This is a genomic window from Botrimarina sp. (genome assembly GCF_040219535.1).
Taxonomy (GTDB): Bacteria; Planctomycetota; Planctomycetia; order Pirellulales; family Lacipirellulaceae; genus Botrimarina.
Map to the genome: position 1 here is coordinate 1 of NZ_JAVJSH010000017.1, position 15,271 is coordinate 15,271.

A 15,271-nucleotide genomic window follows, 5' to 3' on the forward strand; every position below is an offset into this window, starting at 1 on the left:
GCTCGCCCTCTGGCGGTGGTTCGCCCGGCGCGACGGCCGCACGATGCCCGACGTCGCTTTGCCGCCGAAAGCCCGGAAGACTCCCGAGGCGTGGGTTCCCGAGGAGGTCGAGCGGCTCGACAAGGCGGCCCGCGCGGCCGATTGGTGGATCGGTGGCGTCCCCGCGAACCTCTACTTCCCCGCGCTGATCGGCGTGGCGATCAACACCGGCGAGCGGCACGGCGCGATACACCACCTGGCGCGGGGCGAAATCCACCTCGAGAAGCGGCTCGTCTACTTCCGGGCCGAGCACCGCAAGGGGGGCGCGTGCGACGCCCGTAAGCCGATCTCCGCCGAGACGGCGCACGACCTGCGGCTGCTGCTCGAGGCGAGCCCCGCCGAGGTGTTCAACGTGGTGCAGCTGACGAGCACCTACCACCCGATGCGGCGCCTGCTACTCGAGGCGGGACTGAAGCCGACGCGGAACAACATGTTCCACGCGTTCCGCCGGTACCACGCCACGCAGGTGGCCATCGTCGGGGGCGACCCGACGTCGGCGCTGGGCCACAGCGACCCGAGCCTCGCCCGGAAGAGCTACGTCGATCCGACGCAGCTGCCGGCCATCACGCCGGGGGTGCGGCCCGTGGCGACGCCGACGCCGCAGCACCGCCGTCCTGGCTGGCTCTCTCGCATCACCGGGAGGGCCGCATCATGAAGCCGATCGACCTGACCGAAGCGGCCGAGCGCTACGTGGCCGAGCACGAGCTCTCCCCGCGGAGCCGCCGCTGCCTGTTGGCGATCCCGAAGCGGCTCAGCGAGCACCTGGGGATGCCGGCGACGACGGCCGACCTGGACCCCGTCACGGTGCGGATCTGGCTGCAGGAGCGAGCGGAGATCGTTGGGGAGCTCGCGGTGAGGACCGACGCCAAGCGGTGCGTCACGCTGTGGCGGTGGTGCGCCAGCCAGGGGTGGGCGGACCCGCCGTGGCTGAACTCAACGGAGCTCTGCCCAAAGGAGCTGCGGCGGTACCGACGCGAGGACGCGGAGAACCCCACTGCGCCGCCGAAGGGCATCCGACCGCCCCAGTTCGAAGGGCCGGCGGGCAATGGGGGAGGCGGCCGCTACCGTTTCCTCGGCAAGGCCCCACCGCGACCCGACCGCGGGCTGCTGGGGCGGATCATGAGAGGCTGATCGATTCTCGCCCGGTCGCTCCGCGTGGGGCGGCCGGGCTTTCCTTCCACACGAGGCCAGAGCGATGAAGCTGCAGCGGCTGTTGCTGTCGTTCGTGCCGCTGGCGATCGCCCTGTCGCTTTCGACGAAAGCCACAGCCAGCCTGTCGTCGTCACCGGGGTTGGTTTTTCTCGCCATTCCGTTTTGGCTCCTCTGGCTGATATCGCTAACTCGCGGATCGGGGCGGCAAGTCGTCGCTTCGACGGCAGCTGTTACCGCCGTTCAAATTTCCGGGTGGCTGATTCTCTCCGCGACGTCGCGGACGCCCGGCTCTGTGTCGCAGCTGGTAAGCGTTTTCGGCCTGTCATTGCTGGTCATCGGGCCGTACGTCGCAATGCAGGCTGCATGGGGCTTGTCACGGCCAAGGCCTGCTGATGGCAGATTGCCGAAAGGCAGCGAACCCGAGCCGCCGACACGGCACGACGACTGACACTCTGCCTGGCCGCGCGGCCGGGCTCTTCACTTCAACTGATAGGGGGTGAGCTATGCGAGCGTGGGTTTTTCAGGACGCCAAGCAGCTAGCCAAGCGCGGGGCGAAACACTGCCCGTGGTCGGTCGGCTGGTACGACGCCCGCGGGAAGAAGAAGCAAAAGACCATCGGCGCGAAGACCACGGCCAAGGCCTACGCGCGGAAGCTCGAGGGCGAGGCGGCCGCTGGGCTGCTGAAGAGTCACGACCGGATGCGGTGGGCGGACTTTGTCGAGCGGTTCACGCGGGACCACTTGGCGACGTTGGCGCCGCGCTCGCGGGAGGAATACAGCGCTTCGTTTGAGTCGTTTAACGAGCTGGTCAAGCCTCGGTACATCGACGAGGTCGATGAGGCTGCCGTCGCCGAGTACCGGTCAAAGCGGTTCGCCGAGGTCTCGAGCCCCGCGACGGTTAACAAGGACTTGCGACACCTTCGCTGCGCTCTAAACCGCGCCCGCAAGTGGAAACTGATTGCAGATCGTATCGATGTCGATATGCTCCGCGAGCCAGAGCGGGACCCGGCGTTTGTCGACGACGCCACGTTCAAGCTGCTGTACGACGCGTGCAGCCACATGACGCAGCCCGCTGGGCGCCACTACCCACCGGAAGATTGGTGGAAGGCGTTGCTGACGTTCGCCTACCTGACCGGCTGGCGGATCAGCGAGATCCTCGCGCTGCGTAGGGACGGCATCGACTGGGCCAACGGTGTCGCACACATCCCGGCAGAGGAAACCAAGGGGAAGCGTGACGCCCGGATCGACCTGCACCCGGCGGTCATCGACCACCTGAAGGGGATCGTCGGCTTCGACCCGCTCGTGTTCGATTGGCCGATGCACAAGCGGGCGCTGTGGGATCATTTCAGCGACCTGAAGAAGGCCGCCGGCGTGACGCTCCCTGGCGCCTTCCACCGGTTCCGGTTCGGCTTTGCCAATGCCAACGTGGACACGCTCCCCGCGGACGTGCTACAGCGGCTCATGCGGCACCGTGCGGCCGCGACGACGCGGCACTACGTCAACATGGCCGAGCGGATGCGGCGGCAGAAGGCGGCCGACCTGATCCACGTTCCGGCGTTCCTGAAGAAGGAAGCATGACCCGTGTGGCGGGTTTTTGGCGGGTTAGCCCCGCTGGCGGTCGCCACGATTCGACGTAAGCTGTTGCGGCAGAACGCCTTGGCCGAGTGGCGGAATTGGCAGACGCATCGGACTTAAAATCCGAAGGGAGGCAACTCCCGTGTGGGTTCGAGTCCCACCTCGGCTACTGGCTGGTCCCGATAGGCGCTGGACGAGCGGCAGCTTTGTTGGCGCCCTCGGCGATCGCGGAGCGTCGAGCTGCGGCTGGCGCGGGTCGGGCGGCCGCGGCATGGGCTACAGGCGCATGACGGCGCGAACGCCCAGCACGAGCGCCGTGTCGACGTTCTCCCGCCCGGGGACGAGCACCTGCAGGTCGGGCGTGACGTTGAGCCACGGGTTGGCCTGCCAGTTGTAATAGACCTCGACGCCGTGGCCGTCGGCGATCGGGCCGAGCGCGGCTTGGAGGATCGGGCCGATCTGGTCGCTCGAGCCGGCGACGAACCACCCGGCGCCGAACGTGTCCGCTCCGCGGCCACGCATCGGGTTGTTGCCCCCCAGGCCGAAGCTCAGGAACCATGCGAGCGGGTTCGCGTCGTCGTCGGCGACGCCCGCGCGCCCGAACACGCCCCAGCCCCGTGCAGGGGCTGACTCATCGATCGCAAGGTACTGGTCGAAGTTCCAATAAAGCGACCACGAGCCGTTTGTCTCGTTAATGGGAATGTCCGGAAACACGACGCGCGGGTCTTGCCCCAGCGAAACGTAGTCGCGGCTGTTCCAGGTCCCGGCGAAGAGTTGGTGGCCGGGCAGGCCGTAGAACTCGGTCGGGAGCCGTAACTCGGCCGACATCGCGACTCCCTCGGCGAACAGCTCGTCGAAGCCATCCGAGTCGGCCGTGTCGGTCGCGTTGAGCAGCGTGTAGGTAAACAACGGCTCTCCGTCGTCAGCCAACACGACAAATCCGGCGCCAAGCGTGGCATAGGGGATCGTTCGAAGCGCGATCGGGTTGGCGACGAACCCCACGTTCAGGAACTGCCTCTTGCCGCGTCCGTGCGCGAAGGCGTTCAGGTCTCCGTCGAGGGTGTCGAGCTTGCCGAAGAACACCCCGTGCCGCTCGGACAACATCTGCGTGAAAAGCACGTTCGTCAGATAGAGGTCCTCGCCTTCGGCGATCGGCAAGTCGGCGAGCACCGCGGCGGGCAGGAACGCGCCGGTGTCGCGGTTGATGTTCTCGCCGAAGCGGTGCTCGGCGCGGAGCTTGAGGAAGAGCCCCTCCTGCACTCCGAGCTTGCCGAGGTCCATGTTCGTGAGGTAGTCGCCGTGGCCGCCGTACTTGAAGGTCCGATTAAGACCGCCGCTGGCGACGCCCTGGTAAAAGTGGGCCACGTCGAGGTCGAAAGTGACGCCGTGGCGCGCGAGCCAGTCGCGGTTGCCGCACCAATCGCCGGAGAGCGTCTCGGCGGCGGGGCACGTGGCGGCTGTGGAAGCTGCCAAACACGCCAGAGCGATCGTCGCGGCACGCATTGTCCGGGGTCTCTCCCTGCAGAAACGGCGTCACCGTCTGTGATCGGCCGGTAAAGGCTGGGCCATCGGATTCGCACTGCTGGCTGGAGCCAGCGTGATAATCGGCAGAGTCGCCCACTGAGGCGCCAGCCGGCTGCGAAGCCGCTTCTTCCCAGACAGCCGGCAAAACACGTGTATTTTCCGAGATTTCGTTGACACCACCGCAGCGGAGTCCTAGGACTTTCTGTGGCCGCTCGGCGGAGCGGGGACGGGGTCTTGCCGGCCGAGCGATTGCGACTACGGTTTGCCCAGCAGAGGCCTCGCGACTTATCTCAGCCTCGCTTCTAGTCTGCCGGAAGAATCTTACGAACCGTCGCTCGCGGCGTCGCCGGAGGGGAATGGGGATGCGTGTCATCACAATCGCGCTTCTCAGCTGCATGCTGAACCAAACGGCCGCCGCCGAGCCGCCGAACGAGTTGAAAACAGCCGTCAGCGAGCGCTTCACGGGCTACCTGTCGGCCTTCAACACGGGCGACGCCCAGAGCGTCGTTTCGTTCTGGACGGACGACGCCGTGTCGATTGACGCCGAGTCCGGCCGCCGCACGTCCGGCAGGCAGGCGCTCGAGCAAGACTTCGAGGCGTTCTTCTCCGAAGCACCCGACGCGCGCCTCGTTGGTCAAATCGACGGGGTCCGCCCGCTGCGGCCCGACGTGGTGGTCGCCGACGGGACGGTCACGCTTTTCACGCCCGGCAGCGAACCGGTTCCTTCCGCGTTCACCGCGGTGCTGGTCAACGAGGGGGGCGAGTGGCTGATTGCTAGTTCGCAGGAGAGCGACCTTCCGAGCCCCCCCACGCCGCGCGACGCGCTGGAGGAGCTCGCCTGGCTCGTAGGCGAGTGGCGCGACGACACCGACGCGGCCGACGTGCAGACGACCGTGCGTTGGTCTCCCAACGAGTCGTTCCTCATCCGATCGTTCCGCGCCGACGACGGCGACGGCGCCCCGCTCGAGGGCACTCAGGTCATCGGCTGGGACGCCCTCGCGAAGCAGTTCCGCGCGTGGACCTTCAACTCGGACGGCTCGTTCGGCGAGGGGACGGCCTCACCCAACGGCGACGACTTGCTGTTGAGAACGTCGTACGTGAGCGCGGATGGTGTGACCTCGTCGGCAACGCAGGTGATCACGCGGCTGGATGACGACACGCTGCAAGTCGAGAAGATCGGCCAGACCGTCGATGGCGTGCCGCTCCCCAACAGCGGCCCGGTGCGGGTCGTGCGGATCGCCCCCGAGGCGACGGCCGACGCCGGAGGCCAGCCATGAGCCCGTTGGCCCGCTGGGCGATGAGCCTCGCGTTGGTGGCGGCGATGTCGACGGACGCCGACGCGATCGGTCAGCGCGGCGGCGGCGGTGGCGGTGGTCGCCACGGTGGCGCCGGCGCCCGGCCACAAATCAGCGCGCCGCGTCCTGCCCCGCGACCGAACATCAACCGCCCTGCCCCACGCCCCAACGTCGGACGACCCGCGCCGCGGCCGAACCCGGGCGCCGGGGCGGGCCGACCCAACGGCGGCCTGCACCCCAGCCGGCCCAGCACGGGGCGATTCCCGAGCAACCCGAATCTGGGCGCCCGCCCGGGCGTTGCTTCGCGGCCCAACCCCTCGAATCGGCCAAACGCTGGGGCTCGTCCCGGCAGGCCTGGGGGCGGCGGTGGCTTCGGCGGCCAGACGCCCAACTTCAGCCTGCCCACGGCCCCACAACGCCCGCCGAGCGACCGGCCCTCCGCCAATCGCCCCGGTTTGAGCGGCAACCGGCCCGGCGCAGGGGCCCGTCCCGGTCCGGGCGACATGTCGCGGCCCGACCTCACGAGCCGGCCCGGCGCTAGTCGGCCGGGCGTCGCCCGTCCGGGGGCTGACCGGCCAAATCTAAGCGGGCCGAGCGCGAACCGCCCCGGCGGCACGGCTCCGGACGCCGGGAGGCCGGGGGCCGGTCGGCCCGCGCAACGGCCTGGCCCAGCCAACCGGCCGGACGCGGGGCGGCCTTCGCCGGGGAACGTCGAGGACTTCCTTGGGCTCGACCGTCCGCTGCGTCCTGAGGGGGGTGGCCGCCCGTCGGTGCGTCCCGCCCCCCGCCCCGATCGCCCCGGCGGCGGCAGCCGACCGGGCCGACCCGGGGCGGGCAACCAACCAGACCGCCCCGTTACGTTGCCGGGAGAAGTCGATCGCCCTGGCCGCCCCGAGCGCCCCGGCCGCCCGGAACGCCCGAATCGACCGCAGCGTCCTGGCGATCTTCCCGGCGACAGGCCAGGCAGGCCGACTACGCGACCGGGAGGGAGCGGCCGCCCCGGCGACGGTGGGCGCCCGGACTTCGGCGACCGCTGGTCGAACAACAACGCGATCAACCGTTTGCCCGGTTGGGCGAGCGTCGGCCCGAACACGAACATCAACATCAACAACCGGTGGAACCAAGCGTTCACACGCCCCGGTTGGCAGAGGCCGACGCGCGACCGACGCGACTACTGGAACGGCTGGGCCGACGGCGTGCGCCACGGCTGGAACCACTACCACTACCACCACAACTGGTTCGACGACCGCTGGTGGTCCAACCACCGCCCCGGGCTAGGCGGCTGGCACTACTGCTATTGGAACCGCAACTACAGCTGGTCGTATTGGTGGACCGTGCCCGCTTGGGGGGCCGTCACCAACTGGTTCGATTGGTCGGTCCCTCAGTCGACCTGGTCGCAACCGGTCTACTACGACTACGGGACGGGCGGCAACGTGGTCTACGAGGACAACCGCGTTTACGTCGGCGGTCAGGAGATCGCAAGCGCCGAGGAGTTCGCAGCCAGCGCGATGGAGCTGGCGACCGTTGAGCCCCCCGACACGCAGCAGCAGGCGGCCGAGGCCGAGTGGATGCCGCTAGGCACGTTCGCCGTGTCGACCGACGAGAAAGACACGGAGCCAGCGATGACGGTCCAGCTGGCCGTCAACCGCGAAGGAGTGGTCTCTGGCACGCTGTACAACGCTCGGACCGACGAGTCCCAATCGATCCAGGGCGCCGTCGACCGCGAGACCCAGCGCGTGGCGATCCGCTTCGGCGGCAGCGACGAAATCGTCGCCGAGACGGGCCTCTACAACCTCACGCAGGACGAAGCGCCGGTGCTCGTCCACTTCGGCGCCGACACGACCGAGAACTACCTGCTCGTGCGGCTCGACGCGCCCCAAGAAGAAGGGACCGAGCAAGACGCCGGCGACGACGGCCCCAGGGCCGACGGCCCCGGGGCCGAAGGCCCCGACGACCAGTAAGCATCCTCTTCACGCGAGCCGAAAATGATCGAGCAAGCACCGCCGTCCGACGCGGCCGGGCTGACGGATTCCGACCGAGAAGCCCTGCGGAGCGTCGCCGGCCTGTGGTGGGTGCTCTTGCTCCGCGGCGTGCTGATGATCGCCCTCGGAGCCTACGCGTTGCTCATGCCGGGCGTCACGCTCAAGGCGTACGTCTGGGTGCTCGGCTTGTTCGTACTGCTCGACGGGCTGCTCGCGATCGTGGCCGGCGTCGCCGGCTGGGACCGGTCGCGCTGGTGGGCCGTTGCCCGGGGCGTGCTGGGCGTGGTTGTCGGTCTCTTCGTGATGGCCCACCCGGCTCTGGTCGGCGTGGTCGCGATCACGGTCATCGTCGTGCTGCTCGCGCTGCAGCTGATCATCAATGGCGTGCTCGAGATCGCCGCGGCGGTCCGGGAACGCAGCCGGATCCGGGGAGAGTGGTGGCTCGTCCTCGGCGGCGTGCTCTCGATCCTGCTCGGGGTTATCCTGTTGGCGTCGCCGCTGCTGGCCGGCGCGATGCTCGTCCGCGTGCTGGGCGTCTTCGCGATCATCGCCGGCGTGGCGTTGCTCGTCGCGGCGTTCCGCCTGCGGTCGTTCGGCAAGAGGGCGCGCCCCTGAGCCCTCTCCGAATCACTTTGGACCAATGCGTTCTGAATTCTACGAGGTTCACCCATGAAGCTGAACACGACAACGGTTCGCGGCGCCCTCTTGCTCGCCGTGACGAGCGTGGCCGCCGCCGCGGCGGCGGCCGACAAGCCGAACATCCTCGTCATCTGGGGCGACGATATCGGCACGTGGAACATCAGCCACAACAGCCGCGGCATGATGGGCTACCGCACGCCCAACATCGACCGCATCGCCAAGGAAGGGATCGCGTTCACCGACTACTACGGCCAGCAGAGCTGCACCGCCGGCCGCGCGGCCTTCATCGGCGGGACCGTGCCTGTCCGCACGGGGATGACCAAGGTCGGCCTGCCCGGCGCGAAAGAGGGTTGGCAGGAACAAGACATCACGATCGCCGCGGTGATGAAGGAGCTAGGTTACGCGACAGGGCAGTTCGGGAAGAACCACTTTGGCGACCGCGACGAGCACCTGCCGACGAACCATGGCTTCGACGAGTTCTTCGGCAACCTGTATCACCTCAACGCCGAGGAGGAGCCGGAGAACGAGGACTACCCGGGCGACTTGAAGCTCCCCAACGGCAAGACCTTCCTGGAACAATACGGGCCGCGGGGCGTGCTCAAGGCGAAGGCTACTAAAGATGGCGGGCAGGAGATCGAGAACACAGGCCCGCTCAACAAGAAGCGGATGGAGACCATCGACGACGAGACCGTCGCGGCAGCCAAAAAGTTCATCAAGGAGCAAAACGAGGCGGGCAAGCCGTTCTTCTGCTGGTGGAACGGCACGCGGATGCACTTCCGCACGCACGTGAAAGAGGAGCACCGGGGGATCTCTGGCCAGGATGAATACAGCGACGGCATGGTCGAGCACGACATGCACGTCGGCGAGCTGCTCGACCTCCTCGATGAGTTGGGGATCGCCGAGAACACGATCGTCTACTACTCGACCGACAACGGCCCCCATTACAACACGTGGCCCGACGCCGGCACCACGCCGTTCCGCAAAGAGAAGAACAGCAACTGGGAGGGCGCCTACCGCGTGCCCGCCTTCGCCCGGTGGCCGAAGAAGTGGCCTGCGGGCGCAACGGTAAATGGCATCGTCGCCCACGAGGACTGGATGCCGACCTTCGCGGCCGCGGCCGGCAAGGACGATCTCAAGGAAGACCTCCGCGACGGCTACAACGCGATCGGCCGAGAGTACCGACAGCACATCGACGGGTACGACATCACGGACTACCTAGCGAAAGCCGATGAGTACGAGGATGTCGACTCGAACATCAAGGCGTCGCCGCGTCGGGAATTCATCTACGTCAACGACGACGGACAGGTCGTGGCCATCCGGCTGGGCGACTGGAAGGCGGTGTTCCTAGAGAACCGCGCCGAGACGCTCCAGATTTGGCGCGAGCCCTTTGTCGAGCTGCGCCTGCCGCTGCTGTTCAACCTCCGCCGCGACCCGTTCGAGAAGGCTCAGCACAATTCGAACACCTACCAAGACTGGACCATCGACCGCGCCTTCGTCGTGGTGCCGATGCAACAGGTCGCCGCAAAATTCTTCCAGTCGCTGAAGGAGTACCCGCCGAGCCAATCGCCCGGCTCCTTCAACCTCGAAAAGGTGCAGGAGCAGATTGAGAACGCCGCCCGTGGGCGGTGAACCCCGGCTCGCCGGCACAACGCAGCGATCGTCATATTGCCTCGGCGGCGGCGCACCGAGGCGGTCTGCCCATTCTTGGCTCGCTCATGCTTAGCAAAGTTCTGTTGACAACCTTCTTGCTCGTGTGGGGCTGGCAGGCGCCGGCCGCCGCGGCCGAGGACCCCCTCCCCTCTTGGAACGACACGCCGGCCAAGCAGGCGATCGTAGACTTCGTTCAGCGCGTCACCGATCGATCGGGCGACCACTTCGTGCCGCCCGCCGAGCGGATCGCCACGTTCGACAACGACGGCACGCTGTGGGCCGAGCAGCCCGCGTACTTCCAGTTGCTCTTCGCGTTCGACCGGGTCCGGGCGATGGCCGGCGATCACCCCGAGTGGCGCCACGAGGAGCCTTTCAAGAGCGTCCTCGCCGGCGACTACCGGTCCGCGGCCGCGTCCGGCAAGGAGGGCCTGGTGAAGGTCCTGGCGGCGTCGCACACGGGCATGACGGCCGACGATTTCCGCTCCGCCGCGAAAGAGTGGCTGGCGACCTCGGAGCACCCGACGCTCGGCCGGCGATACGCGGATTGCCTGTACCAGCCGCAGCTCGAGCTGCTCGAATACCTGCGTGCGAACGGGTTCAAGACGTTCATCGTCTCCGGAGGCGGGATCGACTTTCTGCGCGCGTTTGCCGAGGAGGCTTACGGCATCCCTCCCGAACAGGTCGTCGGCACGAGCATCGACGCGACGTACGAGTTCCGCGACGGGGTCCCCGTGATCGTGAAGCAGCCGAGCGGGCTGTTCGTCGACGACAAAGCAGGCAAGCCGGTCGGCATCTACCAGCACATCGGCCGCCGGCCGATCCTTGCCGTGGGCAACTCCGACGGCGACTTCCAGATGCTCGAGTACACGACCACGCGCGAAGGTCCTAGCCTCGGCGTGTTGGTCCACCACACCGACGCCGAGCGTGAGTTCGCCTACGACCGGGACTCGCACGTGGGCAAGCTCGATCGCGGCCTCGACGAGGCGCCCCAGCGCGGCTGGGTGGTCGTCGACATGGCCAAGGACTGGTCGACCGTCTTCGGCGAGGCGCCCTAAGCCCCCCCCAGCCACCGCGAGACCTCGGTCGCCGCGTACGCAAAAAGGCGGCGCCGTTGAGGCCAACGGCGCCGCCCGACCGAGGAGAGCGTCGCCGCTAGATCAGCGGCGCTGCTTGTCGTTCTTGAAGCTCCGCAGCGCCTGGGCGAAGCGCTCGACTTCGCCGTTCCAGCTCGCGGTGACGGTGTCGCCGTCCTGCTGGACCTCGACGTTCTTGAGCATCTTCGTGATCGGCTCGGAGTTGATGAAGCTCACCCGCAGGGCGGCCGTGTAACCCTCGACCACCTGCTTCATCTGCTCGGCGACCTGCTCGTTGCGGGCGACGAGCTTCAGCTCGTCGAACAACTCGCCGTCGCGCTCGCCGAGCGCGTAGGTCGCTCGTTCGTGCTGCCTGAGCAACGGGAACATCCATCCCTCGTGCGGGATCTCGTCGAGCTGCACCGCGGCCGCGTAAGCCACGGCGGCCTCGGGCGGATCGGCGGTGAGCCGCGAGTCGGCGCCGTCGCTCGCGAGCGAGGGCGCGTGACCCTCGATCGTCTCGACGGCGTCCTTGACCCCGCGCTTCGACTTCGCGTAGACGATCGTGTTGTCGTCGAGCAGGACCCACGCGACGCGGTCCGAGCCGCTTTTCGACTCGCTGCTGCCGTACGACGACTGGTTGTCAGAGCCCTTCGAACTGTGCTTCATCTTGCCGGCCTTACACGTGTAGATCGTGTGGCCGCGCCACTCGGTTTCCTTGACGTCCTCTTGCGAATCGATCCGCGAGCGAACCTTGTCCGCGCTGTAGTCGGACGTGAGGACCATTGCGCAATCGCCCTCCGTGTAGCCGGTCCCGTAGATCGTGACGCTCTGGAGGTCCTCGCGCGGGTCGACGCCGTAGGTGTCTCGCATCCAGTTCCGGAACTTCTCGGCCCGCTCCGGCCACACGCCGCGTGCTTCTTTGAGGGCCTGGGTCTTGTCCAGGGCGGCGAGGTCGACGTGGGCGAGCCACTTCGCGTCGGCGGAGACCCGTTCGGGGTTGAGTGGTTTGGCCGATGCGACCGCCGACAAGGCGAGCGCCGCGGCGAGAGCCACTGTGGAACGTAACATCATTGGGGGATTCTCCTTCTGGGGTGAGGTGTCTGCACACGCGTCGACTCGTTGGTGGGCACGCCGCGTGGCGAGCGGTCCGCGACCGCGGCCACCACGACGAGCCGGCGCCGGCCTCCGCACCGAGCGGCGACCCGCTCGTTCGCCGTCTTGCGACACGCGTCGCGCGACGACGCGGCAGCCTGTTCTTCCAGAATCGCGGCAGCCGAGCGAACACGAGCCACCGCGCCCGGTTGTGGCGCGGTCAAGCTAGCGTCGCGCCGCCGTGGTGGGCATGGAGTCGGTGGAACCAACACCTACGACCGGCGACCACAACGACGACGGTGCAGCGAAACGTCCGGCAAAGGCCGTTCCGAAATCTCTTCACGCCGCAACAAACGCGGAGCCGACACGCGGAGCCCCCCGTAGCAGAGCTGCTTCGGGCGTTGGCGAAACGCGCCGGGCTCGCGATCCGGCCGCACGCGGTGGCTCGGCCGGGTCGCCGCGTCGGCGCCGATCGGACGCCGACGGGGAGCACGCCGCCGGCGCGTCGAACAAGCAACGCGCGGACGCCGATGCCCCAGGGTGTGTGTTGTCCTATCACCCTGCCTACCCAGCGTCCGGGGAACAGCGCCAGCAGTCGGGCGCCTGACAACGGTCAGGCGTCGCAAGTGATCAAGTGATCGCGACACGCAGCGACTGCCTCGTCAGGGCGGCTCCGAGGGCTTCGTTGACCCGGCCGAGGGCGAATCGCTCGCCCACGAGCGATCGCCAGGGGCGCCGGTCGATGGTGGCCTCCAGCAGCTCGAGCGCTTCGCCGAGATGCTCGGCGTGGTAGTTGTGCAGCCCCGTGATCGTGAGGCGGTTCTTTGTTATGAGCGATAAGTCGACCCGCGCTTCGGCGCCGGGAAAGACGCAACCGCATGTGACGAGCCTGCCCCCCACGCGCAACAACGCGAGCGAAGCGGCCGCCGCCTGCGGCGCGCCGGCGACCTCGATGACGGCGTCGACCCCCTCGCCCTCGGTCGCCGCAGAAACGGCCTCTCGCAGTGAATCGGCGACGGCGTCGGGCGGTCCGTTGGCGGTGACCGCTGCGGTCGCTCCGAAGCGCCGGATCGCTCCGAGCCGGCCTGCGCAACGGTCGGTTGCCAACACGGCCGAACAGCCCACCTGCGCGGCGTACGCGGCCGCATAAGCCCCGAGGGCGCCCGCGCCGATGATCAGCACACGGTCAGCCGCCCCCAGCCGCGCGGCTTGGCAGGCGGCGACCGCCGTCGCTCCGGCGCAGGCGGCGGGAGCGGCGACCTCGTCGGGCAAGGAGTCGGGGACGCGGTAAACCGTCATGCCGGCCTCGACGACCGCGTGGTCGGCCATTCCGCCGACCAGGTAGGGCGGGCGGTCGCAGCGCTCGTGGCCGAACTTGCGGAGCGAGCGGCACTTCATCGGCATCCCGCGGTCGCGGCAGTAGTCGCATTGGCCGCACGAGCCGTGGATCGTCCACACAACGCGATCGCCGATTGAGAGCGGCGCGCCGGCCCCGTCATGCGGACGGTCCGCGCCGGCGTCCACCACCACGCCGACCGCCTCGTGGCCGAGGATTGTCGGCAGCGCCGCGTCACGGCGGCCGGTCCAGGTGTGCAGGTCGGAACCACAGACGGTGCAGCAAGCGACCCTCACGAGGAGTTCCCCCGCGCGAAGCGGCGGGACCGGGAGCTCTTCCAGCTTTAACGGCTCGCCGGCGGCCCTCATCACGGCGGCGCGTGCGAATCGTGGCGCAAGGGGCGTGGGCATACGGCGCTACGAGAGTTGATTCGGGGCGGCTTGTCGCGGAGCGCACCAGCCTTGCCAGCGGCCTTCACAGAATCTTGACCCGCCTTCCGTACGCTTCGCGGGCCGATGCTCTCCACTCCCGCCGCGCCGACGCTAGGCCGGCGAAGGCTTTACCCGATGGATCCTTCCGATGCTGCTCGATCCCCGCGATTCTCTCGGCGACCGGGTCCGCGGGCGCCTGGCCGTAGCTGGGCCGACCGCTTTCTCGGCGTATTGCATCGGCGCGGCGTTCGCAACCTACTTCTGCATGTACGCGTTCCGCAAGCCGTTCACGGCCGCGGAGTACGACGACGGTGTGCTGTGGGGCGTGGGTTACAAATCGGTGTTTGTCGCCGCGCAGGTGGCGGGCTACACGCTGTCGAAGTTCATCGGCATCAAGGTCATCGCCGAGATGCCCCGCGGCCGGCGCGCCGTGTCGATCCTCGCATTGATCGGCGTGGCGGAGGCCTCGCTGGTCGGCTTCGCGCTCGTTCCACCGCCCTACAACTTCCCGTTCTTGTTCGTCAACGGGCTGCCGCTGGGCATGGTGTTCGGGCTGGTGTTGTCGTTCCTCGAGGGGCGAAGGCTCACCGAGGCCCTCGCCGCCGGGCTGTGCGCGAGCTTCATCGTGTCGTCGGGCGTGGTGAAGTCGGTCGGGCGGTGGCTCGTCGTCGATTGGGGGGTGGACGAGTACTGGATGCCCAGCCTGGCCGGTTTGCTGTTCGTGCCGCCGCTGGCTGCGGCGGTGGGGATGCTGAGCCTGATCCCGCCGCCCGGCGCGGACGACATCGCCCAGCGGCAAGAACGGGCCCCGATGACCCGGGCGCAGCGGTGGGCGTTCTTCCGCCGCCACGCGGTTGGCCTTACGGCGCTGATCGGCATCTTCGTGGCGCTCACCGTGCTACGCAGCCTGCGCGACGACTTCGCCGTTGAGATCTGGCAGGGCCTCGGCTACGGAGCGGCTCCTAGCGTGTTCGCGCGGTCGGAAACGCTGGTGATGGTGGGCGTGATCGTCATCAGCGGCGCGGCCGTGCTGGTCGGCGACAACCGCCGCGCGCTGGTGATCTCGCTCGGGCTCGTGGCGGCCGGCTTCGCGCTGGTGCTCGTGTCGCTCGCGGCACAGACACAGGGAGCGCTCGGGCCGTTCTGGTTCATGGTGCTCATCGGGATGGGCGCGTACGTGCCGTACGTGGCGTTCCACACCACGGTGTTCGAACGGCTGATCGCCCTGTCGGACCAGAGGGCGAACCTCGGCTACGTGATGTACCTGGCCGACTCGTCGGGCTATCTCGCGTACGTTGCGGTGATGTTCGCCAAGGGCCGGATCGCCGGCGAGGCCGGCTTCCTCACGCTCTTCACGACGCTCGCTTGGTGGATCGCGGTGGCGTGCCTCGCGCTGTCGGTGGTGCTGATCGCCTTCTACGCCCGCAAGTACCGCGACGCGCCCGCCCCGCTCGCTGGGTTGGCGGCGGAGCGGGCTTAGC

General features: G+C 68.3%; 13 protein-coding genes and 1 tRNA gene. 11 read left to right on the forward strand and 3 right to left on the reverse strand.

Annotated features, from left to right (window positions below):
- The 5 genes from RIC11_RS09750 to RIC11_RS09770 all read left to right on the forward strand — a co-directional run.
- Positions 1-694, forward strand: a 694-nt coding sequence (locus RIC11_RS09750) for a site-specific integrase (RefSeq protein ID WP_350210721.1), incomplete at its 5' end; no start/stop codon positions are given.
- Positions 691-1,170: a hypothetical protein gene (locus RIC11_RS09755; RefSeq protein ID WP_350210723.1), complete on the forward strand. Its 480-nt coding sequence runs from the start codon at positions 691-693 to the stop codon at positions 1,168-1,170. The genes RIC11_RS09750 and RIC11_RS09755, both read left to right, overlap by 4 nt.
- Positions 1,171-1,234: 64 nt before the next feature.
- On the forward strand, positions 1,235-1,639 hold the full coding sequence (locus RIC11_RS09760; protein ID WP_350210725.1) for a hypothetical protein: 405 nt from the start codon (positions 1,235-1,237) through the stop codon (positions 1,637-1,639).
- 55 nt (positions 1,640-1,694) lie between these two features.
- On the forward strand, positions 1,695-2,768 hold the full coding sequence (locus RIC11_RS09765; protein ID WP_350210727.1) for a tyrosine-type recombinase/integrase: 1,074 nt from the start codon (positions 1,695-1,697) through the stop codon (positions 2,766-2,768).
- Between the two features lie 80 nt (positions 2,769-2,848).
- Positions 2,849-2,934, forward strand: a tRNA-Leu gene (locus RIC11_RS09770).
- Positions 2,935-3,041: 107 nt separating this feature from the next.
- Here RIC11_RS09770 and RIC11_RS09775 read toward each other — a convergent pair.
- Positions 3,042-4,238 carry a carbohydrate porin gene (locus RIC11_RS09775; protein ID WP_350210729.1) on the reverse strand — a complete coding sequence of 399 codons (1,197 nt, stop codon included), beginning with the start codon at positions 4,236-4,238 and terminating at the stop codon, positions 3,042-3,044.
- A 413-nt stretch (positions 4,239-4,651) separates the two neighbouring features.
- Between RIC11_RS09775 and RIC11_RS09780 the strand changes: the two genes are divergently transcribed.
- The 5 genes from RIC11_RS09780 to RIC11_RS09800 all read left to right on the forward strand — a co-directional run bounded on the left by RIC11_RS09780 (position 4,652) and on the right by RIC11_RS09800 (position 10,910).
- Positions 4,652-5,566 carry an SgcJ/EcaC family oxidoreductase gene (locus tag RIC11_RS09780; RefSeq protein WP_350210730.1) on the forward strand — a complete coding sequence of 305 codons (915 nt, stop codon included), beginning with the start codon at positions 4,652-4,654 and terminating at the stop codon, positions 5,564-5,566.
- 1,079 nt (positions 5,567-6,645) lie between these two features.
- Complete coding sequence (locus tag RIC11_RS09785; RefSeq protein ID WP_350210732.1) at positions 6,646-7,545, forward strand: hypothetical protein; 900 nt, start codon at positions 6,646-6,648, stop codon at positions 7,543-7,545.
- A gap of 24 nt (positions 7,546-7,569) precedes the next feature.
- A complete protein-coding gene (locus RIC11_RS09790) occupies positions 7,570-8,181 on the forward strand; it encodes an HdeD family acid-resistance protein (RefSeq protein ID WP_350210734.1) in 612 nt (203 codons plus the stop codon).
- A gap of 54 nt (positions 8,182-8,235) precedes the next feature.
- Entirely contained in the window at positions 8,236-9,834 is a 1,599-nt protein-coding gene (locus RIC11_RS09795) for an arylsulfatase (RefSeq protein WP_350210736.1), read from the forward strand.
- An 86-nt stretch (positions 9,835-9,920) separates the two neighbouring features.
- Positions 9,921-10,910, forward strand: coding sequence for an HAD family hydrolase (locus tag RIC11_RS09800; protein ID WP_350210738.1), 990 nt, complete (start codon positions 9,921-9,923; stop codon positions 10,908-10,910).
- A gap of 102 nt (positions 10,911-11,012) precedes the next feature.
- Here the strand turns inward: RIC11_RS09800 and RIC11_RS09805 are convergent, their stop codons facing one another.
- Both RIC11_RS09805 and RIC11_RS09810 read right to left on the reverse strand, forming a co-directional pair.
- Entirely contained in the window at positions 11,013-11,999 is a 987-nt protein-coding gene (locus tag RIC11_RS09805; protein WP_350210740.1) for a hypothetical protein, read from the reverse strand.
- 654 nt (positions 12,000-12,653) lie between these two features.
- Entirely contained in the window at positions 12,654-13,769 is a 1,116-nt protein-coding gene (locus RIC11_RS09810; protein ID WP_350210741.1) for an alcohol dehydrogenase catalytic domain-containing protein, read from the reverse strand.
- 169 nt (positions 13,770-13,938) lie between these two features.
- On the opposite strand from RIC11_RS09810, the gene RIC11_RS09815 reads away from it, so the two are divergent.
- Positions 13,939-15,270 (forward strand): DUF5690 family protein, encoded by a 1,332-nt coding sequence (locus RIC11_RS09815; RefSeq protein WP_350210743.1) that lies wholly within the window; start codon positions 13,939-13,941, stop codon positions 15,268-15,270.
- The last annotated feature ends 1 nt before the right edge of the window (position 15,271 follow it).

Coding starts and splice junctions, on each gene's coding strand:
- RIC11_RS09755 (WP_350210723.1), top strand. CDS start 691: ATGAAGCCGATCGACCTGACCGAAGCGGCCGAGCGCTACGTGGCCGAG.
- RIC11_RS09760 (WP_350210725.1), top strand. CDS start 1,235: ATGAAGCTGCAGCGGCTGTTGCTGTCGTTCGTGCCGCTGGCGATCGCC.
- RIC11_RS09765 (WP_350210727.1), top strand. CDS start 1,695: ATGCGAGCGTGGGTTTTTCAGGACGCCAAGCAGCTAGCCAAGCGCGGG.
- RIC11_RS09780 (WP_350210730.1), top strand. CDS start 4,652: ATGCGTGTCATCACAATCGCGCTTCTCAGCTGCATGCTGAACCAAACG.
- RIC11_RS09790 (WP_350210734.1), top strand. CDS start 7,570: ATGATCGAGCAAGCACCGCCGTCCGACGCGGCCGGGCTGACGGATTCC.
- RIC11_RS09795 (WP_350210736.1), top strand. CDS start 8,236: ATGAAGCTGAACACGACAACGGTTCGCGGCGCCCTCTTGCTCGCCGTG.
- RIC11_RS09800 (WP_350210738.1), top strand. CDS start 9,921: ATGCTTAGCAAAGTTCTGTTGACAACCTTCTTGCTCGTGTGGGGCTGG.
- RIC11_RS09805 (WP_350210740.1), bottom strand. CDS start 11,999: ATGTTACGTTCCACAGTGGCTCTCGCCGCGGCGCTCGCCTTGTCGGCG.
- RIC11_RS09810 (WP_350210741.1), bottom strand. CDS start 13,769: ATGCCCACGCCCCTTGCGCCACGATTCGCACGCGCCGCCGTGATGAGG.
- RIC11_RS09815 (WP_350210743.1), top strand. CDS start 13,939: ATGCTGCTCGATCCCCGCGATTCTCTCGGCGACCGGGTCCGCGGGCGC.